This window comes from Corallibacter sp., assembly GCF_048381695.1.
Lineage (GTDB): Bacteria > Bacteroidota > Bacteroidia > Flavobacteriales > Flavobacteriaceae > Corallibacter > Corallibacter vietnamensis.
In genome coordinates this window covers 53,686-78,543 of sequence record NZ_JBLXHI010000005.1, presented here as the reverse complement: position 1 = coordinate 78,543, position 24,858 = coordinate 53,686, and the positions used below count along the sequence as shown (strand labels likewise).

At 32.6% G+C, this 24,858-nt stretch carries 22 protein-coding genes and 1 riboswitch; of the genes, 13 read left to right on the top strand and 9 right to left on the bottom strand.

The annotated features are described in order from the left end of the window. The first annotated feature begins 105 nt into the window (after window positions 1-105). A complete protein-coding gene (locus tag ACN5J3_RS08805) occupies window positions 106-1,758 on the top strand; it encodes a hypothetical protein (protein WP_418511499.1) in 1,653 nt (550 codons plus the stop codon). A gap of 1 nt (window position 1,759) precedes the next feature. Here the strand turns inward: ACN5J3_RS08805 and ACN5J3_RS08800 are convergent, their stop codons facing one another. Then, entirely contained in the window at window positions 1,760-2,992 is a 1,233-nt protein-coding gene (locus ACN5J3_RS08800) for a glycosyltransferase family 4 protein (protein WP_418511498.1), read from the bottom strand. A 5-nt stretch (window positions 2,993-2,997) separates the two neighbouring features. Then, window positions 2,998-3,471, bottom strand: coding sequence for a heme-binding domain-containing protein (locus ACN5J3_RS08795; RefSeq protein ID WP_418511496.1), 474 nt, complete (start codon window positions 3,469-3,471; stop codon window positions 2,998-3,000). Between the two features lie 37 nt (window positions 3,472-3,508). Here ACN5J3_RS08795 and ACN5J3_RS08790 point away from each other — a divergent pair, with 37 nt between their 5' ends. Both ACN5J3_RS08790 and purB read left to right on the top strand, forming a co-directional pair. After that, window positions 3,509-4,075 (top strand): adenylosuccinate lyase, encoded by a 567-nt coding sequence (locus tag ACN5J3_RS08790; protein ID WP_418511495.1) that lies wholly within the window; start codon window positions 3,509-3,511, stop codon window positions 4,073-4,075. Between the two features lie 88 nt (window positions 4,076-4,163). Continuing rightward, complete coding sequence (gene purB / locus ACN5J3_RS08785; protein ID WP_418511494.1) at window positions 4,164-5,507, top strand: adenylosuccinate lyase; 1,344 nt, start codon at window positions 4,164-4,166, stop codon at window positions 5,505-5,507. 265 nt (window positions 5,508-5,772) lie between these two features. Here purB and ACN5J3_RS08780 read toward each other — a convergent pair whose 3' ends face one another. From ACN5J3_RS08780 to ACN5J3_RS08765, 4 genes are read right to left on the bottom strand one after another with little or no spacing between them, the layout of a single operon-like run. Then, window positions 5,773-6,309, bottom strand: coding sequence for a DUF4252 domain-containing protein (locus ACN5J3_RS08780; protein WP_418511493.1), 537 nt, complete (start codon window positions 6,307-6,309; stop codon window positions 5,773-5,775). A gap of 11 nt (window positions 6,310-6,320) precedes the next feature. Beyond that, window positions 6,321-6,920 carry a DUF4252 domain-containing protein gene (locus ACN5J3_RS08775; RefSeq protein ID WP_418511492.1) on the bottom strand — a complete coding sequence of 200 codons (600 nt, stop codon included), beginning with the start codon at window positions 6,918-6,920 and terminating at the stop codon, window positions 6,321-6,323. Between the two features lie 2 nt (window positions 6,921-6,922). After that, window positions 6,923-7,402 carry a hypothetical protein gene (locus ACN5J3_RS08770; RefSeq protein ID WP_418511491.1) on the bottom strand — a complete coding sequence of 160 codons (480 nt, stop codon included), beginning with the start codon at window positions 7,400-7,402 and terminating at the stop codon, window positions 6,923-6,925. Continuing rightward, window positions 7,389-7,898: an RNA polymerase sigma factor gene (locus ACN5J3_RS08765; RefSeq protein WP_344729922.1), complete on the bottom strand. Its 510-nt coding sequence runs from the start codon at window positions 7,896-7,898 to the stop codon at window positions 7,389-7,391. The genes ACN5J3_RS08770 and ACN5J3_RS08765 overlap by 14 nt, the downstream gene beginning before the upstream one ends. A 135-nt stretch (window positions 7,899-8,033) precedes the next feature. On the opposite strand from ACN5J3_RS08765, the gene ACN5J3_RS08760 reads away from it, so the two are divergent. Then, window positions 8,034-9,464 (top strand): S41 family peptidase, encoded by a 1,431-nt coding sequence (locus ACN5J3_RS08760; protein WP_418511490.1) that lies wholly within the window; start codon window positions 8,034-8,036, stop codon window positions 9,462-9,464. 72 nt (window positions 9,465-9,536) lie between these two features. Here the strand turns inward: ACN5J3_RS08760 and ACN5J3_RS08755 are convergent, their stop codons facing one another. The 3 genes from ACN5J3_RS08755 to ACN5J3_RS08745 form a co-directional block, all read right to left on the bottom strand. Further along, window positions 9,537-12,299 carry a T9SS type A sorting domain-containing protein gene (locus tag ACN5J3_RS08755; protein WP_418511489.1) on the bottom strand — a complete coding sequence of 921 codons (2,763 nt, stop codon included), beginning with the start codon at window positions 12,297-12,299 and terminating at the stop codon, window positions 9,537-9,539. Between the two features lie 249 nt (window positions 12,300-12,548). Beyond that, complete coding sequence (locus ACN5J3_RS08750) at window positions 12,549-13,607, bottom strand: YncE family protein (RefSeq protein WP_418511487.1); 1,059 nt, start codon at window positions 13,605-13,607, stop codon at window positions 12,549-12,551. A gap of 3 nt (window positions 13,608-13,610) precedes the next feature. After that, a complete protein-coding gene (locus ACN5J3_RS08745) occupies window positions 13,611-15,443 on the bottom strand; it encodes a TonB-dependent receptor plug domain-containing protein (RefSeq protein ID WP_418511486.1) in 1,833 nt (610 codons plus the stop codon). Between the two features lie 31 nt (window positions 15,444-15,474). Beyond that, window positions 15,475-15,713, bottom strand: a riboswitch (cobalamin riboswitch). Window positions 15,714-15,765: 52 nt separating this feature from the next. Between ACN5J3_RS08745 and ACN5J3_RS08740 the strand changes: the two genes are divergently transcribed. The 9 genes from ACN5J3_RS08740 to ACN5J3_RS08700 all read left to right on the top strand — a co-directional run bounded on the left by ACN5J3_RS08740 (window position 15,766) and on the right by ACN5J3_RS08700 (window position 24,713). Further along, complete coding sequence (locus ACN5J3_RS08740; protein WP_418511485.1) at window positions 15,766-16,926, top strand: ABC transporter substrate-binding protein; 1,161 nt, start codon at window positions 15,766-15,768, stop codon at window positions 16,924-16,926. A 24-nt stretch (window positions 16,927-16,950) separates the two neighbouring features. Further along, window positions 16,951-17,955, top strand: a complete 1,005-nt coding sequence (locus ACN5J3_RS08735) for a FecCD family ABC transporter permease (RefSeq protein ID WP_418511484.1) — start codon at window positions 16,951-16,953, stop codon at window positions 17,953-17,955. Between the two features lie 112 nt (window positions 17,956-18,067). Beyond that, window positions 18,068-18,862 carry an ABC transporter ATP-binding protein gene (locus tag ACN5J3_RS08730; RefSeq protein WP_418511483.1) on the top strand — a complete coding sequence of 265 codons (795 nt, stop codon included), beginning with the start codon at window positions 18,068-18,070 and terminating at the stop codon, window positions 18,860-18,862. 152 nt (window positions 18,863-19,014) lie between these two features. Beyond that, window positions 19,015-20,250, top strand: coding sequence for a hypothetical protein (locus ACN5J3_RS08725; protein ID WP_418511482.1), 1,236 nt, complete (start codon window positions 19,015-19,017; stop codon window positions 20,248-20,250). Between the two features lie 12 nt (window positions 20,251-20,262). After that, window positions 20,263-20,790 carry a hypothetical protein gene (locus ACN5J3_RS08720; RefSeq protein WP_417290083.1) on the top strand — a complete coding sequence of 176 codons (528 nt, stop codon included), beginning with the start codon at window positions 20,263-20,265 and terminating at the stop codon, window positions 20,788-20,790. Window positions 20,791-20,802: 12 nt separating this feature from the next. Then, window positions 20,803-21,753 (top strand): DUF6175 family protein, encoded by a 951-nt coding sequence (locus ACN5J3_RS08715; RefSeq protein ID WP_417290082.1) that lies wholly within the window; start codon window positions 20,803-20,805, stop codon window positions 21,751-21,753. Window positions 21,754-21,760: 7 nt separating this feature from the next. Continuing rightward, a complete protein-coding gene (locus ACN5J3_RS08710; RefSeq protein WP_417290081.1) occupies window positions 21,761-22,696 on the top strand; it encodes a hypothetical protein in 936 nt (311 codons plus the stop codon). A 72-nt stretch (window positions 22,697-22,768) separates the two neighbouring features. Beyond that, complete coding sequence (rmuC, locus tag ACN5J3_RS08705) at window positions 22,769-24,160, top strand: DNA recombination protein RmuC (protein ID WP_335976512.1); 1,392 nt, start codon at window positions 22,769-22,771, stop codon at window positions 24,158-24,160. Further along, a complete protein-coding gene (locus ACN5J3_RS08700; protein WP_418511481.1) occupies window positions 24,147-24,713 on the top strand; it encodes an acyl-CoA thioesterase in 567 nt (188 codons plus the stop codon). The genes rmuC and ACN5J3_RS08700 overlap by 14 nt, the downstream gene beginning before the upstream one ends. Window positions 24,714-24,858: the final 145 nt, after the last annotated feature.

The following is a 24,858-nucleotide window of genomic DNA, read 5'->3' as shown; positions in this document are numbered from 1 at the left end:
AGAATCTGATTTGTAATAACACCTAAAAAAACGACCGTTCAACTTATTCTTAAACCATGTTACCTTTTAAATGAATATTTTAGTATCGTTTCTAAAAAACAGACAATGCGTATAGGAATTTTAACCAGAGACACTAACAGCCTTTTTAACTGGGAATTACGAATTATTGAACATCTTAAAAACAACCCAGATTTTGAGATTGTTTTATTAATGAAAGATGGAAGGCATCAGCAAGATGTTTCGGAGTCTAAAATTTCTAAAATTTCAAATTTGCTAAAACGTAAAAACCTTTTTGGTAAATTTTTATTTTATACGCAGATGAACATTGAACAGACTTTTTTCTACAAGAGACCAACATCTGTCAACAAACCTGAAATAACTTCCTATTTAGAGCAAATTGAAACAATAGATTTATTTCCAAAAAGAAAGGGCTTTCTAGATATTTTTAGCGACGACGAAGCTTCTAAAGTAAAAGCTTATAACCTAGATGTCATACTCCGATTTGAATTTAATATTATAAGAGGAGATATTCTAAATGCGGCAACTTATGGCATTTGGTCATTTCATCATGGTGATAATGCTATAAACAGAGGCGGTCCTGCTGGATTTTGGGAAATCGCATTAAAACAGCCTGTGGTTGGTGTTACGCTTCAGCAACTAACGCCTGAACTTGATGGCGGTCTTGTTATTGATAAAGCATATTACAGCAAACATTGGGCTTTTGCAAAAACCAATATGATGCTTACCGAAAACTCGGTTAATTTACTTCTTAAAAACTTGAGGCTTCTTAAACAAGGTACATATAATCCTACGAAATCATTGGTGTATTACAATGAGCTATATGTTGCTCCCAAACCACTAATTGCTCTAAAATATATTTGGCATTTTTACAGTACGTTTTTGAAAAAAGTTTTACAAAAAGTGTCTGAAAAATTTGGCAAACGTATTTGCTGTTGGACTTTATTTATTGGCAAAGGTCAATTTATGCACAGCACGCTTTTTAGAATAAAACCAGCAAAATTGCCTAAAGGAGAATTTTGGGCAGATCCATTTTTCCATAAACAAAACGATACAACCTATGTGTTTTTTGAAAACTATTCATACAAAACCAAATTGGGTAAAATATCGTGTGGAAAAGTAGAAAACAAAGTCATTACCAATGTTGTTGATGTTTTAGATTTAGATTATCACTTATCGTTCCCTTATGTTTTTGAGTATAATAATCAATTATTTATGATGCCTGAAACAAGCGAAAATAAACGTTTAGAGATTTTTAAATGCATTGAATTTCCTCACAAATGGGAATTACACAAAACTGCTTTTGAAGGCGAACGCATTGTAGATGCTTTCTTTCACACTGATACTTCAAGTCAAATGTGGTTGTTTTTAAACAAGCAAACTGCTCCAGAAAGTGAAGCCGATTCTGAACTTTATATTTACAAAGTTGATTCTCCTGAATTAAACAAAATAGAAAGTCACAGATTAAATCCTGTAATTATTGATGCACGTGTTGCTAGAAATGCTGGAACTACATATACAAACAACGGTAAAGTTTACAGACCATCACAAAGTAACACGCACGGTATTTATGGTAGAGCATTAAATATTAACGAGATAAAAACACTCACAATAAACGATTACAAAGAGGAAACAATAATTACAGTAGAACCTAACTTTAGAAAAGGTTTAGAACGTATACATCATTTACATCAAATAGATGATATGTTTGTTTTTGATGCGGCTTATAAACGAATGTAAACTACTTATTCTTCGCTTCTATCCATTTACTCATATACTTCGTACTCTGCATGGTTTGATGCTGTAACATTTGTCCGGTGAAATTATTCATTCTATGCGTATCTAATGTTTGTATCAATTTCTCTACAACTTCAACAAATGCTTTTTCATGAAGTTCTTTATCAAAACGTTTGTTTATTATTTTAAAGCCTTGTTGTTGTTTTTCTACCCACAATGTTTCATCCTGATATAACTGCACTGATTTACTAGCAAATTCTTGAGGATCATCTGCTATAAAGCCGTTAGGTTTTAATTCACCAAACATACCTTCGGCAGCAATAGTACTCATCATACAAGGCGTTCCATTTTGCATAGCATCTACAAGTTTTCCTTTTAATCCCGCACCAAATTGTAATGGTGCCAAACATATTTTAGACATTTGCATAACTTGGTTTACATCATCAGCAAATCCTTGTATTAAAAAACCTTCTTTTTCATTATGTAATTGATTCACTTTTTGACTAGCATAAGCACCATAAATATGCAATTGGGCTTTAGGTAATTGCTTTTTTATTAATGGCCAAACGGTTTGTTTTAGATATAAAACCGCTTTGTAGTTGGGCTCATGCAAAAAATTACCAATAGTTATAAAATGTTGTCGTTTTTCAAATAAAGGAAGCTTTTTAGCAGCTGTTAACGTTACTTCATTCAACATAAAAGGCAAGTAATGCAACAAACGCTCATCAACTTTAAAGTCTTTTTTTAGGATTTGCATTTCTGCTTCAGAAATTATCAAGCTTATATCACATCGGTATATGCTAGCAATTTCACGTTTTGAGGTGTCATTAAACAAATAAGTTTTATCAAAAGTGTCTTGAGCTTTTAAGGCTTGCCCTCTGCCCTTTCGTAGACCGTGTAAATCTTCTGTATCTAGTATTCGTAATGCTTTAGGGCAAATTTCTGAAACACGCCAACCAAACTGTTCTTCAGCTAAAAACCTATCAAACAAAACAATATCTGGCTGTAATTCGCTTATAAAATCATCAAAACTAGAACTGTTAAGTTGTATAGTTACTTCGTTTATTCCTAAAGATTTTAAGTCATAAGCGTTATCAGTTTTTGACGTGGCTGTAGCAAAAGTAATCTTATAATGTTGTGATAGAAATAACGCTATCAATTGCATCATACGACTTCCAGCTGCAGAACTTTTAGGTTCAGGCCATACAAACCCAATAATAAGTAGTCTTTTTTGCATAAAAATTATTCTGGTTTGGGCATTAAGCTATATTTAAAACGTACTTGCTCTGCCCAATCTACAATAGCTTTTATTTGTTTATCAGAAAGTTTTGCGCTAGCATGCGCCCAAGTGTAAGACTCTAAAGGCATTTTTCTATTCTTAACCTCTTCAATTAATTCTTCAAACTTATGGTCTTTTCGTTTTACAGAGTTTCCATCCCAATTTGCCACATTAAACTCTCTTTTACCATGGTTTACATGGTCTGCCATCCAATAATTTACTGGTGTTATTTGACTGTACCAAGGGTAACGTGTTACATTACTATGACAATCAAAACAACTCTCTTTCAAAATTACTTTTACATGCTCTGGCGGATTTGTATCAGCCAGAAACTCATCAATAGACGTTATATCTCCTTGATTTTTTTCAGGTCTAAAAAATTGTGCCACAAGAAACACCAACAATAATCCTAACAATATTTTTTTTACAACCTTCATTTTTGATTAAATTTAGTACCTAAAAATATAAAAATCCTTGACTACAGAACAACTTTACGAAGAATTAAATTATGTAAATCATTCGCGTGAAAAGCGTTTATATTATGCAAATTTAGTCTTAAATAATCCAGATTTAGTCCCTAAATTGCTTCATATTTTATTTCAAGTAGATGACAAAATCTCTTGTAGAGCTGCTTGGGTATTTGAGTTTATGTGTGGTGAAAACCTAGAAGCTATAATTCCTCATTTAGATTATTTTACTGAACACATGCATAAAGTACATCTTGATCCTGCAGTACGTCCTGTTGCCAAGGTTTGTGAATATATTACTAAAGCTTACTATTCTAAAACGGAAAACGACATTCAACAAGCATTAACACCAACACATAAAGAACGTATTATTGAGGTTTGTTTTGATTATATGATTAATGATGAGAAAATTGCTCCAAAAGCCTACTCAATGAATTCATTGTATTTACTTGGGCAAGATTATGATTGGATTCATCCAGAATTGGTTTTAATACTAGAACGTGATTTTCAAATGCAAAGTTCGGGCTTTAAAGCACGAGCAAAACAAATTTTACACAAAATAAAAAAGCACTAGCAACTTATAACCAAAACTTCAACTACCATTTTTTCTCTCTTACAGTGAAAAAGAGTATCTTTGCCACTTCTTAAAAAACAACACAAACATGTCATTATCACCACTAAACGCTATATCTCCAATTGATGGTAGATACCGAAATAAAGTAGAATCACTAGCGCCTTTCTTCTCTGAAGAAGCCTTAATAAAATATCGTGTTCAAGTTGAAATTGAATATTTTATTGCCCTTTGTGAAATTCCGTTACCACAACTGGCTGATTTTAACACCAACTTATTTGATAACTTAAGAGCTATTTACAGAGATTTCTCATCAGAAGATGCTCTTAAAATAAAGACTATTGAAAGTGTTACAAACCATGATGTTAAAGCTGTTGAATACTTTATAAAAGAGCAATTTGATGCTTTAGATATTTCAAAATATAAGGAGTTTATTCATTTTGGATTAACCTCACAAGACATTAACAATACTGCCATTCCTTTAAGTATTAAGGAAGCTATGAATGATGTTTATGTTCCTGAATATTTTAAAGTACTTAATGAGTTAAAAAGTTTAGCTATAGAATGGAAAGACGTATCAATGCTGGCAAGAACTCACGGACAACCAGCATCTCCTACAAGATTAGGAAAAGAAATAGAGGTATTTGTTGTTCGTCTTGAAGAGCAATTTAACTTACTAAATGATATACCAAGCGCAGCAAAATTTGGTGGTGCAACAGGAAATTACAATGCTCACAAAGTGGCTTATCCCGCTATAGATTGGAAAACTTTTGGAACCAAGTTTGTACAAGAAAAACTAGGTTTACAGCACTCGTTTCCGACAACTCAAATTGAGCATTACGACCACATGGCGGCTTTATTTGATGCTTTAAAACGCATAAATACCATCATCATAGATTTAGATCGAGATATTTGGACGTATGTTTCAATGGATTATTTCAAACAAAAAATAAAAGCTGGTGAAGTTGGTAGTAGCGCTATGCCACACAAAGTAAACCCTATAGATTTTGAAAACTCTGAAGGAAATTTAGGTATTGCTAACGCTATATTTGAACACCTTGCTGCAAAGCTTCCTATTTCTCGTTTACAACGTGATTTAACAGACAGTACTGTTTTACGTAATGTAGGCGTTCCTTTTGCTCATACAATCATAGGTTTTAAAAGCACATTAAAAGGATTAAACAAGCTACTTTTAAATCAACAAAAATTTGCTGATGATTTGGAAAATAACTGGGCTGTTGTAGCAGAAGCGATACAAACAATACTCCGTAGAGAAGCTTACCCAAATCCTTATGAAGCTTTAAAAGGTTTAACTAGAACAAATGAGCGTATTACACAGACGTCTATTTCAAATTTTATTGATACATTAGAGGTTTCTGATGATATTAAAAATGAATTAAAAGCCATTACACCAGAAAATTACACAGGAATTTAATACGTTATGTTTACAGATAAGCAATCTTTAATATTATGTGCCATTGTTATATTAGGCTTTATAATAACAGGGATTACAGGCTTATTAGATAACTATGCAATTCTGATTGCTTTACTTACGTTATTCCTTATTATAATTTTTAATGTCGTTAGAGAGGTTATTTTAAATCACTCAAAAAAACGTAAAGACAAAAATAACTTGTAATAAATAAAAAAACGCTTACTGATTAGTAAGCGTTTTTTTATAGTTATTTATAGACTTTTAATTATTTAAAAAAATCTAACACACTTTTTAATTGCTCGTCATCAATATTCGCTGATTGAATAGCTTGAAATAGTGCCATCATTTTTTCTGGGCTCATATCATTACCCAAAACTCTTACAACTCCAAAACCTTGCTGTGTAGAGCTACCAAAAACGACAAACTCATCAACATTTTCTTCGCCTAAAGACTTGATAGAAACACTTCCTCCGTTTAAACTAAACTCCATCAATTCGACATACTTTTCATCATTTAGAATATTTTTTACCTTTTGTTTTTCTTGGTTATAAGTATCTAAATTGTTTTCAGAGATTTTATATCCTAAAAAGTTTAAACGTTCTACAGATTTGTATGCTTCTTCTTGTTCTGGTGTTAAGTTTACGTCATCAAAATTCACAAAAGTTGTTGGTATATCTACCGTTGTAAAGTTTGGTGTTTCTTGATGATCTACAAAGTATGTTTGTAGTGTTTCTTTACTATTACAGCTAAATAATACAGCCATAATTAGTATACAAGCAATATATTTCATGAATGTACTCATGTGTTGTGTGTTTATTTTTTCTTTTTATCTTCTAGGTGCTCTCCTCCTGGAATATTCATTTTTTGTGTAAGCTTTGAGATTTGATTTAAATCTATATCTCCTGTTAAAGATACTACAACCGTTTCAAACTCACGCTTTTTTCCGTTAACATTAATGTCAGCGTCTTTAGTTAATGCACCAAGACCATCAACAAACATTAACAATTCACTTACATGATCAGAATCGCGTCCTTCCTTTACATAAAAAGTCATATTAACTCCATCGTCTTTAACTTCCATAAGTTCTTCTAAAGAGCTTTTTTTACCTTTTACCCAATTAGAAACGTCTTCAGAGATTGCTTTATTTCCTGTAGATACTACCTTAAAACTTGTAATACTATTTACCATTTTTATATATTCTTGTGTCTCTGGATCATCGGTATTGATATCCATTTTTGCTAACATCTGGAACATTTTTGGCTTAATAGATACGTAGGTTACTTCAGGGTTTTCACTGTATTTAGAAAAAATATCCTGTGCTTGTGAGCTTAATGGAAATAATACTATTGCCATTAAAAATAATAATACATTCTTTTTCATTGTATTTGGTTTTAAATTTATTAAAGTTTTCATAGTTACTCTGTTTTAAAAATTAAACTAGCTTTTTTGTTCATTTCATTAAGGTATTCAACATTAGACACACCTTTTTGAACTTCTTCTAAATAATTGATTTTGTTTGCGCCTTTATTAAAGTTTGATGAAATTAACTCTAAAGATTTCACCACTTCGTTATAGGCTAACATTGGGTCATCATAAGTTCCTAAATCATCATCTTGAAATAATGATGAGTTAAAATAAAACCCAAATAAAAGAACAACTACAGCTGCGACAGAAATCCATTTATAATTAAATTTTAATGACTTTTTTAATGGTACGTCTTTGGTAAACTGCTCTTTTTCATTTACTAAAAAATAAGCAAACATAGGCTTGTACATCTCTAAATGTGGCGCTACAGTCTCTTGCGAAAAATAGTTTTTTAACTGCTGCTCTTCTTTTAAGGTGGTTTCACCATTTTCGTATTTTTCTAGTAATTTTTCTATATTATTTAATACCATAATTATGTGTATTAGTTAATTTTTCTCTTATTGCTTTTCTTGCTCTTGATAATGCGACTCTTACCGCTGTCTGGTTCATATCAAGCATTTTTCCTATTTCATCATAATCATACTGCTCAATATCTCGTAACTGAATAACCATTTTTTGTTGTTCTGGCAAGTCTTCAATTATTTTTGCAACCCAATTAACACTATCGTTTAACTCAACTTGCTTTTGTAACGATACATTAGAATCTGTATAGTTATTATGAACAATTTTTAGGTTTTGAGCCTGTTTTGATTTTAATTTATCTAAACAAAAATTTTTGGTCATGGTCATAGAAAAAGCTTCTACATTTTTATAACTTTCTATTTTTGTTTTGTTATTCCAAAGCTTTAGTAAAATCTCTTGAGTAGCATCTTCAGCTTCTTCTCTAGATACTAATAAGCGTTTTGCTAAACGGAAAACTTTATCTTTAAAAGGCATCACAATATTTAAAAATTCTGCCTGATTCATACTTTTGGTTTGGTTTATAAAAGCCCTTTTAAGGCTATTTACTATTACGACGAATAACTATATATTTTGTTACACAAAATTTTTATTATAAGATAAAGTAACTATTTTTATTCTGAAAATGAATTAATTATCACTATGAAAACAATTAAATTATTAGTACTTACTTCAACTCTATTATTAACGTTTACTAGCTGTTTTGAAGATATGGATGACAATCCTGCTTCTTCAATAGAGTTAAATGATTTTGTTTGGCGTGGCTTAAACGCTTACTACTTATATAAAGATGAAGTGCCTGATCTAGCAAACAATAGGTTTAATTCTGATGTTGAATACAACCTGTATTTGAATGGTTTTTATTCTCCAGAAAACCTGTTTGAAAGTTTAATTTATCAACCACAAAGCATAGATAGATTTAGTTGGATTACCAGTAATTACAATACACTAGAACAACAGTTAAACGGCACAACACTTAATAATGGTATGGAGTTTGGTTTGTTTAGGTTTAATGATACTGACACCAATGTTTATGGCTATGTAAGATATGTATTACCCGGAACTAGCGCTGAAGCAAATGGCATACAACGTGGAGATATTTTTAATGCTATAAATGGTTCTCAATTAACTGTAAACAACTGGAGTTTGTTGCTATCAGCAAATAGTTACTCCATAAATTTGGCTACCTACAATGACAATAATACACCTGAAACAAATGATGACACTGTATTACCAACAAATCAATCTATAGCACTTACAAAGGCTCCTTATACTGAAAACCCTATTTTTAAAACAGATATTTTTGAAGTCGCAGGAAAAAATGTAGGATACCTAATGTATAATGGGTTTACAGCGCCTTATGACACACAACTTAATAGTGTATTTGGTAATTTTTTAGCAAACAATGTACAAGAACTAGTTTTAGACTTTAGATATAATCCTGGAGGTTCTGTAAACTCTGCAATTCTACTATCAAGCATGATTGCTAATAATACTGGTGAAATATTTAGTACAGAAGAATGGAATAGCGATATACAAGCTTTATTAGAGCCTGAATCATTAATCAATAGGTTTACAAACAATGATGATGGTATCCCTTTAAACATTTTAAACTTAAACAGGGTTTATGTTTTAACTACAAGAGGTTCAGCTTCTGCAAGTGAGCTTGTCATAAATTGTTTAAGACCTTACTTGGATGTGGTTCAAATTGGCACAACAACAACTGGCAAATTTCAAGCATCAATTACGCTTTATGACGCTCCTGATTTTAGAAAACAAAACGCAAAACAAACGCATAGCTACGCAATGCAACCTTTGGTATTAAAATCTTTAAACTCATTAGGTGTTACAGACTATAGTCAAGGTTTAACCCCAGATATTTTACAAGCCGAAAATTACAATAACCTTGGCGTATTAGGAGATATTAACGAACCACTATTAGCCACAGCATTACAACACATTGAAGACTCTAGCAGATCTACTAACAATGCATCAAATATAGAACCTCTTAATTTTGTAGGAGACAGCAACGACCTTACTCCTTTTTCTAAAGACATGCATATAAATAAATAAAAACATTTTTAATACTAATAAAAAAAGCCGCTCATACTTGAGCGGCTTTTAATTTAATATATAATTCTAATACTAGTTCTTAATTATTCGAACAGTTTTAGTTGAATTACCAATAGATACTTTTACAAAGTAAGCACCAGTTTGCAATCCAGACATATCTAAATCATGATCAATAGCATTAGGAGCAGTACGTAATACTTCCTGACCTAACATGTTATAAACAGCCACATTTTGTATCTCTTTAACACCTCTTAAAGATAGTGTGTTATTTACTGGATTTGGGAAATAAGTAAACCCTGTTAGACCAAAATCATCAAGGCTTAATGGAGAACAACCTACAGTTGCTTCCCAACCTTCTCTAGTAACACCACTGTCAGAAGTGAAAACAAACGTTAAACAACCAGATGCATCTGTAGATGATATAGTCATACCTTGTAAGTCACCAGTACCTGAAGGCGTAGTATCATCTCTATCCCAACACCAAATAGTACCTGTAGTAGGGTTTATTGTAGGAGCAGACGTATCAGCACCATTATAAATAGTTAAGCCATCATAACAACCTGAACTACCACTATTTTCTGTACTAAAAAATGTAAACGTAACATTAACAGCATCTCCTGGTACATCAGGACAGATTGTTGTCGTAATATTCTCATCATCAGAGTAATCTGAACTAATTGCTCCTGAATCATAGAAATTATCTCCACAAGCTGGTGGTGGCGGTGGGCAAGAACTACTATAAGATCCTATTTCAAAATCACAAGTTGAATCTGAATGTTCAGCAGTTAATGTGATTGTATCACCAAAATTATAAGTTACAGGCAATGTATTAACGCCTGCTACTACAGCATGAGATGTAGTACCATCATTTACAGATACTATATCACCAGCACTTGTCACATCAACATCTATAGTAAATGTATAAGCCCCACAGTCATCAGTAACTGATGCCGTTGCTTCTGCTTGCGTGCAACTTAAATAATATCCGCATAAATCAAAAGTACCTGTTTGATCATTACCGTAATCCCAAACTCTTAAGTAATATGTCTCTCCTACTGTTAAACCAGATAATTCCCAAGGCCAACCTGAAGCAAACTCTGTACATCCTTCTTCTACTAATGCACCAACAGTACCAGAATAATAAGCTCCTGCTACAGAAGTTACTACACTATAGTTATCAGTATTTAAAGTAACCGTTGCGTTTTGAGCTACAAAAGCGTACCATAAATCACCTCTATCTGAAGCTGTACCATAACTACCACATGCTGGAGCAGCTTCACCAGAATCTGTAGTAAACGCATTTGATACGCCTGTAATAGCATTAGCTCCACAATCAGTCCCTTCATCAAGTGTTAATGTAATAGCTCCATTTGGAATATCATTAATTGGAGGGCAACCACCTACATTGTAAGTGCCTAATTCAAAATCACAAACAACATCTGTATGCACGACATCTAATGTAACTTCTGTCCCAAAAGCATATGGGCCAAAAGTCATTGTTGCTTCTACAGCTTGTGGTGTTGTACCATCTGTTATGGTTGTCGCATCACCTAAATCACTTACCGTTACATTAATAGAAAACTCTGAATTCACACAATCTTCAACTGTAACAGCTGAAGCAACTGCTGGTGCACAGTTAAGACACGTTACATCAAAATCCCATGATGTGTAACCACTTGTATCGCATTGACCAGAACCATCTGCTTGTATTTTTACTGTAATAGTATCTCCTGAAGATGTGAAAGTTAAACCTGTTAAATCTCCTGAAGCTCCATAACCATTATAAAGTTCTGTAGTTCCATCAGAATCTAAAACTATTAACTCATCCCAGGTGTTTTCTACCTCACCTGCGTTAAACTCAACATATAATGAAGAACCATCTGAACTTTGGTAAGTAAACTCTGTGTTATCACTTGCTGTATAGCAATATGTTGTATTAACTGGAGTACCGCAATTTACTAATGTTGGACACTCTGTATATTCAAAATCTCCTAAAGAGTAGTCACATGCACTATCCGTGTGAACTACATTTAATGTTACCGATGTTCCTACGGCATAAGGACCTACTGTTACAGTTCCTGCTACAACTGGAAAATCTGTAGTACCATCATTTATTACAGTACCTGCATCTCCTGCATCTGAAACCACTAAATCAATACTATATTCTGAACTGCCACAATTTGGCACTATAGTTTCACTATCTATTACTGCTGAAGTACAAGGTGGAGGAGTAAAATTAATACAAGATATACCTGCTAAAGATGTATCAGTTGAATAATTATATATTGCATTAGCACCAACTACTCTAACTCCAGCTGAAACACCATCGTTATTAATGTTTCCTGAACCAAAATCCAAATCTTGATATAAAAATGTAACTACATTGGTTGTCTCGTAAAGAATTAATTCAAAAGTAGCTCCTGATTCAGAGTTACTATAATGAGGTCTGTCATTCCACAACACTACAAGTCTTCTATTAGGTGCTGTTCCTAAAACTTCCCAAAATACTCCTCCGTAATCAGAATCAATATCATCTGAAAGAGGATAAAAACCTGGTAACGTTGGTGTTGAACCCACACCTACATCTCCCGAAGTAGCATTAAACAATACTCCCCCATTATTACCTACTCTTAAGTCAGATGATGACACGCCATCTAATTTAAAAGTAAAAGGGATTGTAATATTTGCTTCTCCATCATCTGATAGACTTAAATCTGTCCCAGTAGCACTAATATCTTCAAAAGAAGTTGAACATGTATCGTCTACCACTAACTGGGCAAAACCAGTCATTGTAATAGCAATAAACATTACAAGTAATAAAGTAATTTTTTTCATTGATTAATAGTTTAAATTGATAATAGTATTTTTTTCAATTAGCTAATTGAAGCCATCAATATATTATAATTCTTAATTTTTTGTTATAAAACAAACATAGTAATCGTTGAACAACAAATAAAATCGTTGAAAAATAACACATGCTTTAAAATATTTCTTAAAATTTAACACTTACTTAAAATATAGCGCAAAAAAACCACTCTGGATTTAGAGTGGTTTTTGTAATATATAAATCAATAAGAAGTATGATTAGTTAAAATAAACTTTTGAAGCATTAACACCTACTTCAAAAGTATTTATTAAATCTTCAGTACTTAAATCGTAAATCAATAAATCTCCTGCTGATGCAAAGTCTTTGGCATCTGTTACATATACATTACCATTATTCACAGCTAAACCATACGCATTTGCGCTTCCTAGGTCTATTATTGCGGCTGTTGGCAACGTAGTTGTTGTTTCTGACATTTCAAAAACTTCATTGTTTAATATGTAATAAATATTCCCATTATCAAAAACCATTTGACTTGGGTGTGAACCGCTAGCAAAAGTTAAGGTTTCTGAAACTGTATTTGTTGCTAAATCAATTTTAGTTATTGATGCTTGAGTTTCATCTCCAGTCCATGCAGCTTTTCCTTCACTTAACACAACAAGTTCTCCTTCACTATTAATGAACAACTCATCAGGCACATCACCTACAGTAATTGTTGTAACGGCATTGGTAGAAACATCTATAACAGAAACTATATTATTATTTCCCCAACCACCTTTGTGAGATACATAAACATTTCCGTCATGCACCAAAACACGCTCTGGTCCTTCTCCTATTGGAATGGTTGTTTCAACTGTATTTGTTGCTAAATCTATCACAGCAATAAAATCATCACTATTATCACTACCATCTCCCCAATTACTCACATAGCCTTTACCGTTTACAAAATCTATATATCTTGGAGTTTGTAAACCCGTTGTAATAACACCTTCGTTTTCAAACGTGTAACGATTAACAACATTAATAACATTAACATTATCTGAAACAATGTATGCCTCATTATTGTTAAAACCTATAGACTGTAAATAAACTCCAGGCGCTTCACCGTTAACATTTTCATAAACATTGTTTTCGATAACAGAAAAATCATTAGAAATATATGATATTGAAGCAGGACCTCCTTCTGCACTTACAATTATTCCATTTGCATAATCGCCCAATGATACAGGTGGGATAACTAAATCATCATCACTGCTACAAGACGTTGTTAATAAAGCTAGTAACAAGCTAAAAGTTAAAAATTTTAATAGGTTTTTCATAGTCTAAAAATTAAAGTTTAAATAAAAATTATAATGAATACCTGGCATAAACCTATTGGCTACGCTTTGGTAGTCTTCGTTAAAAATATTTTTGGCTTGAACTCCTAAAACATACTGCTGTTCTTTTCTAAAAGCATACTCAAATCCAACATTAGAAACCGTGTATGCGTCAATGATATATTTAGGATTATTATCTGACAATGTAAAAACGTCACCAACAAATAACGCTTGATAATAAAGTGAAACACGTTTATATTGATAATTAAACATCGTAGAAGCCTTATGTTCAGGAACATAAATAAGTTGTTTATCGGTATCTTGGTTTTTAGATATTGTATAGGTATAATTACCTCCCAATGATAGTTTATGAGACTGAAGCCTAACATTAATATCAAGCTGTGATTCCAACCCGTATGTTACTACATGGTCTGTGTTTATAGGTTGCCATAAGTTTCCCGATGGTAACCAGCGAATCATATCTGTAATATCGTTGTAAAAACCTGTTGCTTTTAAACTGATGTTTTTAAACGACAGCTCTTGACCTAATTCTACTTGATAAGACGTTTCTGGTTTTAAATCAGTGTTTCCGCTGCCTTCCCAATACAAATCATTATACGTAGGTATTCTGAAGTTTTTAGAACCATTTATTGATATTGAATAATGTTTACCTAGGTTGTATTTAAGTCCTAAACTATACAACAACGGACTTTCGTAATTATTTGTAACCTCTTGTCTTAACGTAGCTTCATATAGGAAATTTTTTAATTGTTGCTTAAATAACAAACTAAATCCTGATATGGTTCTATTTGTTTTTCCAATACTTGAACCTTCTCCTGTTGTGTGAGTCACATCAATAACACTTTGTAGAGAAGCATTATTGAATAATTTATAATCTAAACTATACTTACCTAATAAAGTTTTGGCTTCTCCAAACGTATGTAAGTCTTTTTTTATGTTAGGAAAGTACTTATATGTTTCTGTTAAGTAAGCTATTTTTAAAGTTGATGTAAATCTACCGTAGTTTCCTAACCACTCTAACATAGTTCTTGAGTTTACATCTTGATATTTGGTTGGTGTTTCTGTTGAAAATATTAGTGAAAAATGACGTTCGCCATCATATAAGTAACTATATAGTTTCAATATGTTTTTTGAATTCAATTTATAAGCAAAAATGGCAGATAAACTTTGGTTATAAAACGCTCCATTTAGGTTTTCTTTTTCACTATCTACATACTCATAATCGTTATCAGATTGTGCTCTACTTAATGCAATGTCTACACTAAACCTATTTGTTGAAAAACGAGACTTATATCCTACATCCCAAGAATTAAAACTACCATAATTTGAGTAGATTGTATTTTTAAAGCCTGTATTAAATTTAAGCTGATTATTAAGATGTATTGAACCACCTATAGCTCCACTTCCATAAAGTGCACTACCGCCGCCACTACGCACGGTTACATCATCAAAATTTCTAATATTAATCGTATTAAAATCTGTTTGTCCATTAAACTGTGAATTGATATTTACACCATTCCAAGTTACTGCCGTTTGTTGTGCTGTTGTTCCTCGAAACGACGGCGAAGACACCATTCCTAAACCATTTTCTTTAAAATAAACACCTGAATTGTAGTTGAGCAAATTAGTTAAAGATGATGTGCTTCTTGATATAACACTATCTTTAAGTACACTAACCGTTTGTGTATTAGAAAATGTTTTTAAATACACATCTGCTTTTACCACAACTTCTTCAAGCTGCTGCAAAGAATCTAGCTTTGTTTGTGACCAAATTGAGCTACTGATTAAAACTAAAATATAAAATGCAAATTGCCTCATAACCTAAAAGCCTTTTTCCCGAAAGCTTTACTGTTTAATTAAGAAAATTGGCAGGTCTCCTGACTTACATTTTGCTGTTTTACCTTCCCAGTTTACACCAGTGGTTTGAAGTACACAGCAACTCTTCTTTTTTTAAGAGTAACCCATTCTAGCTGGGTCATATGCTTACAGTTGCGGGAACAGTTCTGGACTTGAAAAATAAGACTCGCACCAGATTCCCTTTTAATCGAAATCGAAAAACAATCTCGAACCAAAATTCGATGCAAAACTAAACATTATTGTTTAATGTTTTATCAATAAGATTAAATAATATTACTTTTGAATGAAAAATTTAACCACCGTGAGAAAACTACTTACACTTGCTTTACTTATAAGTTTTATAGCTTGTAAAAACGAAAAAAAACTACCTACTGAAGTTAAACAAGACGTTGTAAAATCAGAATTTAGTTATGCCAATGGTTTTTCTATAACACATAACGAAAATTTTAAAATTTTAACCATAAACAATCCTTGGCCAAAAGCTGAAAAATCGTTTAAATATGCTTTAATTCCAAGAGAAAATCTTGCTACAATTACTTTAAATAGTGATGAATACGATGGTATTATTGCAACTCCTGTTGAAAAAATAGTCGTGACATCTACAACACATATTCCTGCTTTAGAATTGTTGGGTGTAGAAGAAACCTTGGTTGGTTTTCCTGGAACCGATTATATTTCATCTGAAAAAACCAGAGCTTTAATAAATGCTGAAAGCATTAGAGAATTAGGAAAGAATGAAGGTATCAACACCGAAGTTTTGCTAGAGTTACAACCTGAAGTTGTTGTAGGTTTTGGTATTGATGGCAATAATAAAACCTTTGAAACCATTAAAAAATCTGGTATTCCAGTCATGTACAATGGCGATTGGGTTGAAAAATCACCACTTGCAAAAGCCGAATGGATTAAATTTTTTGGAGCTCTTTACAACAAAACTGCTGAAGCTGATTCTATTTTCAACAGTATTGAAAAAGCGTATAATAATGCAAAAACATTGGCTTCAAAGGTTAAAAACACACCAACTGTTTTAAGTGGTGCGCTTCATAAAGATGTTTGGTATTTACCTAGTGGTACAAGTCCTGAAGCACAACTTTTAAAAGACGCTAACGTAAATTACCTTTGGCAAGACGTTGCTGGTGAAGGCAGTTTAGCATTAAGTTTTGAAGCTGTTTTTACCAAAGGGAAATCGGCAGATATTTGGTTAAGTCCGTCGTATTATAATTCATTAGAAGCTTTAAAAAACGCTAACGAACACTACACCGAATTTGATGCTTTTAAAAACAAAACAGTATATTCATTTGTAAATGTTACAGGAGCAACTGGTGGCGTTACCTATTATGAAGAAGGCACTGCAAGACCTGACTTGGTTTTAAAAGACATTATAAAAGTGTGTCACCCAGAATTATTACCAGAATACGAAACTCATTTTTTTAAACCTTTGAAATAATTGCCTAATCAACCTAAATACAAAATGCTGTTTACAATTCTAATTGTAACGTTATTGGTATGCTTTTTAGGCAATATCAGCCTAGGTTCGGTATCTATTCCTGTAACATCCGTATTTAAAAGTTTATTTACATCCATAGACAACGATTCTTGGCATTACATTATTCACAACTTCAGATTACCAAAAGCATTTACAGCGGTTTTAGTAGGTTCTGGATTGGGCATTTCCGGATTATTAATGCAAACCTTGTTTAGAAACCCATTGGCTGGTCCATTTGTGTTAGGTATTAGCTCTGGAGCTAGTTTAGGAGTCGCTATTATAATTCTTGGTGCAGGAATTTTTGGTGGCAGTCTTGCTACACTTTTACTTTCAAAATGGAGCGTAGTTATTGCGGCTAGTTTAGGTAGTTTTTTAGTGTTACTGTCTGTTTTGGCTGTGTCTTTAAAAGTGAGAGATACTATGGCTATTTTAATCATTGGGTTAATGTTTGGTAGCATTACTTCTGCGGTTGTCAGTGTACTCTCCTACTTTAGTTCTGCCGAACAACTACAGCAATACATTTTTTGGGGATTTGGTAGTTTAGGAAACCTATCTTGGAACGAGTTGTTTATTTTCTTCTGCATTTATCTCCTAGGATTATTTATGAGTATCATCTCAATCAAAGCTTTAAATACACTTTTATTGGGCGAAAATTACGCTAAAAGCCTTGGGTTGAACATTAATCAAAGTCGGTTTATCATTATAATTGCAACAAGTTTATTAGCTGGAACTATTACGGCTTTTGCTGGACCAATTGCTTTTATAGGATTAGCAATTCCGCATATGGTTCGTCAAGTTTTTACAACAGCCAACCACAAAGTGTTATTACCTGCTGTGTTTTTGTTTGGTGCCATAGTCATGCTTATTTGTGATAGTATTGCGCAATTGCCTACAAGCGATTACACTTTACCTATTAATGCCATAACTTCATTAATTGGTGCGCCTGTAGTGATTTGGTTATTGGTACGCAAACGTAAAATGTTGTTTTAAATGAGAAGTAAGAATCAAGATAAAAGAACCAAGACTATCATTCCGTAATTGATGCGGAATCCAAAAAAAAAAGATTCTGCGTCGTAGCGCAGAATGACAAAACAAAATATTTGTGCCAAAAACAGAATCACATACTATACTAAAAACAGAAAGTCTAACAATAGGTTACACGCAGAAAAAACGTCAAACCGTTGTTGCTGATGATGTAAACATTGCGCTACAACAAGGTGAATTGGTCGGTTTGGTTGGTGCTAATGGCATTGGAAAATCTACATTGTTACGAACACTTACTAAAGTACAACCACCAATTGATGGCTCTGTTTTTATTATTGATAAATTACTTGAAAATTCCTCACATTTAGAGCTTTCCAAAAGCTTGAGCGTGGTACTCACCGAACAACCTGCATCAAAAAACTTAACCGTTTTTGAACTTGTTGCTTTAGGCAGGCAACCTTACACCAATTGGGTTGGTAATCTTTCAGAAAACGATATCTCTATTATTGAAAAAGCGTTATTACAAACCAATATTCAACAATTAAAAGACAAAAAGTGCTTTGAGTTAAGTGATGGCCAACTACAAAAAGTCATGATTGCACGAGCATTAGCTCAAGACACACATTTAATTATTCTAGATGAACCTACAACCCATCTAGACATGTACCACAAAGCCTACATTTTAAAGCTTTTAAAAACCTTGGCAAAAGACACCAACAAAACCATTTTGTTTTCTTCTCACGAAATTGATTTAGCCATTCAACTGTGTGACAAAATGATTGTAATGACACATTCACAAGTAATTTCTGACACGCCTTGTAACTTAATTTCAAAAGGTGTTTTTAATGAATTGTTTCCAAAAGACATGATCGCTTTTGATGAGAAAACTGGCAGTTTTAGAGTGAAACAGTAATTAATTTATAAATATTTACATATTTTTTTTACATTTGGGAATTCCCTACATAAATTTTTAGCATAAGATTAGCCTTATACCACAAGGATAATATTTACACAGAGATTGAAAATCATTGTTTAAATAAAACCAACTAAAACTATTATTATCTTATGAAACAATTTATGTTACTAGCATTTGCTATTTGCTCATCCTTTATTTGTTTTTCTCAAACTGACGACACTGACACCGAAGATTTGATTTATAGAAGAAGCTCTCTATACACTCTTATGATGTCTGACATTAGTCAATCACATGGAGCAACTATTCAAAATGCATTTATCAATTATCCTATCCCAGACAAGTTTAACAATCACAATTTAGAAAAAAGAACAATCTTAAAAATTGAAAAAGATTCATTAAGCAGAAAAGAGTTTAAAGAACAAATTCAAACAGCTATAACAGACTCATTAAACACTAATTATGTTGCTAAACTAATAATTTCAAAATGGTTTAACAGGTCAGAAAAAGGAGGGTTTGATATGAACTTAATATCCGAACGCGGCAATTATAATGCTACAGATTTAGATGTTCATATAGCAAGAAATTCTGAAAGAGGAACTGCACTGCTTGCTGACGCTGGTGAAGAATTAATAAAAAACACTTTTGTTGTTATAAATAACTTTAAATATACAAACAAAGAAGAAGTTGCTAAAAAAGCTAATGGATTATTAACTGCGGTATCTAGTTTAGCATCTGCTACAGGATACGGAGATGTTAGCCTTGTAGCTGATGTTGCAGCCGAAGGTGTTGATGTTCTTGGAAAAGGATATGTTATAAAAACAGACTCTTACCTATATAGACTTGTTTGGAATGATGAAGTTGCTTCTATTTTCTATAACAATTTCTGGACAGAAGACTCAAATATTGATTTAGAAAAAGTTAAAGCTTTTGATGAGTCTGATGCTTTTGAATTAGAATACATAGGTAAAGAAACGGCTTGGGCTGATCTTCAAAGTACAAAATATACAACTAAATCTGATGATGATTTAATATCTGTTGCTACAGTAAAAGCTTCTGATGCTGTCATAGCAAAGCTTCAAAGATCCTATGAAGTATTTAGAACAAAAACACCTCTTTTAAGTGGAGATCCTTTAGCTGCAAAAATAGGATTAAAAGAAGGCATTGAAAAAGGTGATAAATATGAAGTTCTAGAACAAGTTATAAACAAAGAAGGAAAGACTGAATATAAAAGAATGGGCATAATTAAAGTTGAAAAAAAACATATTTGGGATAATAGATTTATGGCATCTGAAGAAAATCAAAACCCATCTGAATTTGAATACACAACATTTAAAGGCCCAAAAAATAAGTACTTTCAAGGCATGCTAATTAGACAAATAAACTAAAATAAATAAACTATGAAACAAAAATTAAAACACTGTATTTATCTAATAGGCTTTTTAGCTTTTAGTTTAAACACACAAGCTCAATGGAAAAAAAACAAAGCTAATGAAGACACCAAAATTTGGAGATATGATATAGAATGTCAAGGCATTGCAAAAAAAGGAGCTAAACTAATCAAAGTTTGGTCTTACTCAAAAAACCCAAAACATGCCATTTCTAGAGGTATGAAAAACGCTGTTCATGGAATTGTTTTTAAAGGAATTTCTGGCGGCGGACAAGGTTGTACAACATTAAATCCTCTAGTTTCAGATTATGAAAAAGCCCAAGAGCACGAAGCCTTTTTTGATGCCTTTTTCGCAGATGGTGGAGAATATTTAAAATATGTAACATCTGCTACTGATGGTAGTATTGCTCCTGGCGACCGCCTAAAGGTAAGTCGAAGAGAATATAAAATAGGTATCATTGTTACCGTACAAACTGATTTATTAAGAAAACGTCTTGAAAAAGAAGGTTTAGTTAGGTCTTTAACTTCTGGATTTTAAAATATTACAATAATGAAAAAACAAATCACTTTATTACTACTTTTTTTAACAACTTTAGCCTTTTCTCAAGCAAAAAAGCCAACCCTTATGGTTGTTCCTAGTGATGTTTGGTGTAATCAAAATGGCTACATGATAAATTATGACAATCAAGGGTCAAATGTTAAGGTTCCTGATTATAAAAGAGCATTTCAGGAAAATGCTGAAGTACTTCAAGTTATCAGTCAAATAAACGGACTTATGTCTGAAAGAGGTTTCCCTCTAAAAAACATGGAATCTGCCATAAAAACATTAGAATCTAATGCTGCTGAAGACAACATGAGAACATCAAAAAATTCAGGCAGCGAAATAAACGAAAGTCCTATAGATGCACTAAAAAAAGTTGCTAAAGCTGATATAATCATTCAGCTAACTTGGACGGTGAATCAAACTGGCCCAAAAAAATCTATTTCATTTAATTTACAAGGTCTAGACTCTTACACTGATAAGCAAATTGCCACTGCAACAGGAACCGGAGCGCCATCTTTTTCTGCTGAAACCGCAGTTCTTTTATCTGAAGCTGTTCTTGCTCACATGGATAACTTTACCGAAACACTGCAAACTCATTTTGATGATATGTTTGAAAACGGAAGAGAAATCATAGTGAGAATTCAAACCTGGGATGATTGGGATGGTGATTTAGAAACTGAATATGGTAACGATGGTGAAGAACTTGGATATATTATTGAAGACTGGCTTGATGTTAACACCGTTAAAGGCAGATATAATACAACAGACATGACAGAAAGCATGGCTTTATTTGAACAAGTTAGAATGCCTCTTTTTAATGATAAAGGACGTGCAATTGACGCTAGAAGATTTGTTAGAGAATTGAGTAAATATTTAAGCAGCGCTCCTTACAACATACCAAACAAATTAGTAATGAAAGGATTAGGTAGAGCTACAATAATTTTAGGAGGAAAATAAAAACATCATGAAAAAAATACTAACTATAATATTAAGTCTTATATCTTTAGCACCTTTTGCTCAAGAAAACAATTACGACATTTCACTTGGTTTACACATACCAAGTCAAGTTGAAAATATTCCATCAAGTGCTAAATCTATGCTTTCTAATAAACTAGGACAAGTCATCACTGCTAATGGAATTGGAGAAAATTCTAACTATCCAAGATTTATAATAGCTCCTAACCTTAACATCATATCAAAAGATATTCTAGGCACAGCGCCAACAAGAGTAGCTCTAAATATTGAATTAACGTTATATATAGGTGATGGAATTTCTGGCGATTTATTTGCAAGTGAGTCCTTTTCATTGAAAGGTGTTGGTCTAAATGAAAACAAAGCTTACATTCAAGCTATAAAACAACTAAAAACCGGTAATAAATCACTACAAAACTTTATTGCTAACGGAAAATCTAAAATAATTGATTATTACAACACAAATTGTGATCAAATAGTATCAAAAGCAAAAGTATTAGAAAATCAAAATAACCTAGAAGAAGCCTTATCCTTAATAGCAAATGTTCCTGTTTCAAGCGATTGTTTTAGTAAAGTAGAAGGAAAAATAAAATCATTATATCAAAAAGCTATTGATAGAGATTGTAAAGTAAAACTACTTGAAGCGCAGTCGATTTGGGCAGCAAATCAAGACATCAATGCAGCTAACGAAGCTGGTGCATTATTAGCATCTATAGAGCCTCAAGCTTCTTGTTTTAGAGATGTGAAAGCTTTATTTTCTAAAATTGAGAGTAGAGTAATTGATCTTCAAGATAGAGATTGGAAATACAAGCTAAAAGTTTTAGACGCTGTAAAAGACTATGTGCAAGCGGCTAAAGAAATTAATTTAGCTTACGCAAAAAATCAACCAAAAACAGTAATGTACAATGTACATGGCTGGTATCACTAATTTTTTCAAAAACAATAAAAAAGGCACTCTTTAAGGGTGCTTTTTTTTTATCTTTACTTTTAAAATTTGCTCATGACCGAAACACTCATTTTATTTATCGCTATTATTTTTTCTGCTGGAATTGGTGCTTTTTTGGGCTTAAAATTTGCTCAATTAAAAAGCAAAGGAAATACGAGCACGCTTGAAGAACGCAATACCAACTTAAGCAAACAGCTTGAAGATTTAAAATTAAATACCGAATCTGAAAACCAAAAACAAAATGCACTTTTTAATCAGCAATTACAAGATTTAAAAGACACTATTTCTAAAATTGAAACAGAACGCGAAACCATTAGAAAAGAAAAAGACCTTTTAAACACCGAACTTTCCAGAAGAAATACAGAGCTTGAAAACCTTCAAGAACAAAACCTTAAACGCGACGAAGAGCTTGCTAAACAACAAGAGCAACTGCGTAAAGATTTTGAGTTAATGGCAAGCAAAATCCTTGATGAAAAAAGTGAAAAATTCACCATTCAGAATAAAGAAAACATTAAACAAATTCTGAATCCGCTTCAAGAAAAAATCCAGACGTTTGAAAAGAAAGTTGAAGATTCTCAAAAGGAAAGCATCAGCATGCATTCGGCTTTAAAAGAGCAACTTTTAGGACTTAAAGATCTTAATCAAAAAATGACCATAGAAGCCAATAACCTAACCAAAGCTTTAAAAGGCGACAGCAAAATGCAAGGTAATTGGGGCGAATTGGTTTTAGAGCGTGTTTTAGAAAAATCTGGACTGGAAAAAGACCGCGAATATTTTGTTCAACAAAACTTTAATCGCGAAGATGGTTCGCGTGTTATGCCTGATGTTGTCCTACATTTACCAGATGGCAAGCGCATGATTATAGATAGTAAAGTATCACTTACCGATTACGAACGTTTTGCTAATGCTGAAGATGACGAAAAAGCAATGCATTTAAAAGCGCACGTTAACTCTATAAACAAACACGTTAATCAGCTTTCAGAAAAGAAATACGAGGATTTATACGATATGGAATCTCCAGATTTTGTATTGATGTTTATTCCTATTGAACCTGCTTTTGCCATTGCTATAAACGAAGACAATACGCTTTATAACAAAGCTTTTGAGAAGAATATTGTAATCGTTACACCTTCTACCCTTTTAGCAACATTGCGCACTGTTGACACAATGTGGAGCAACGAAAAGCAACAGCGTAATGCGTTAGAAATTGCAAAACAAGCAGGTGCACTTTATGATAAATTTGAAGGTTTAGTTTCTGATTTAACAGGTGTTGGCAAAAAAATAGATGCAGCAAAAAGTGACTATTCAGCAGCGATGAATAAACTGGTAGAAGGCAAAGGAAACATTATTGGTCGTGTAGAAAAACTTAAAAAAATGGGTGCCAAAGCAAAAAAATCACTACCAGAACCAATTTTAAAACGCGCTATAAACGATGACGATGAGTAAACACAATTTCAAACCCGTTGATTCTTCTAGAGTTTCTATCTCTCAACTTATGCAACCTTCGCATTCTAATTTTGGTGGAAAAATTCATGGTGGTTATATTTTAAGTTTAATGGATCAAATTGCTTTTGCTTGCGCCTCAAAGCATTCTGAAGCCTATTGTGTAACAGCATCGGTTGATACAGTTGATTTTTTAAACCCTATTGAAATTGGTGAGTTAGTTACTATGAAAGCCTCGGTAAATTATGTTGGTCGTACATCTATGGTTGTTGGTATTCGTGTGGAATCTGAAAACATTCAAACCGGAACTGTAAAGCATTGTAATTCGTCTTACTTTACTATGGTTGCTAAAGATGATAATGGAAAAACTGTTGATGTTCCTGGTTTAATTTTAAACGATAAAACCGAAGTAAAACGGTTTTTAAAAGCCATAAAACGTAAAGACACTAAAATACATCGTCAACAAGAATTTAATAGTGATTCTTTTGCTCTTGGTAATTACATTGAAGACCTAAAGGGCTACAAAATTAAAATAGAGTTGCCTGAAAGTATTTAAAAACACACTATTCGCCTATTTACTTCCCTTTTGTTTTATTCCATAAAAAAGGCATATATTAAATTATTCCTTAAAAGAGGAATATATTTGATTATTCCATAAAAAAGGAATATATTTGAGTATCAAACTCATTTGTGATAGCTAA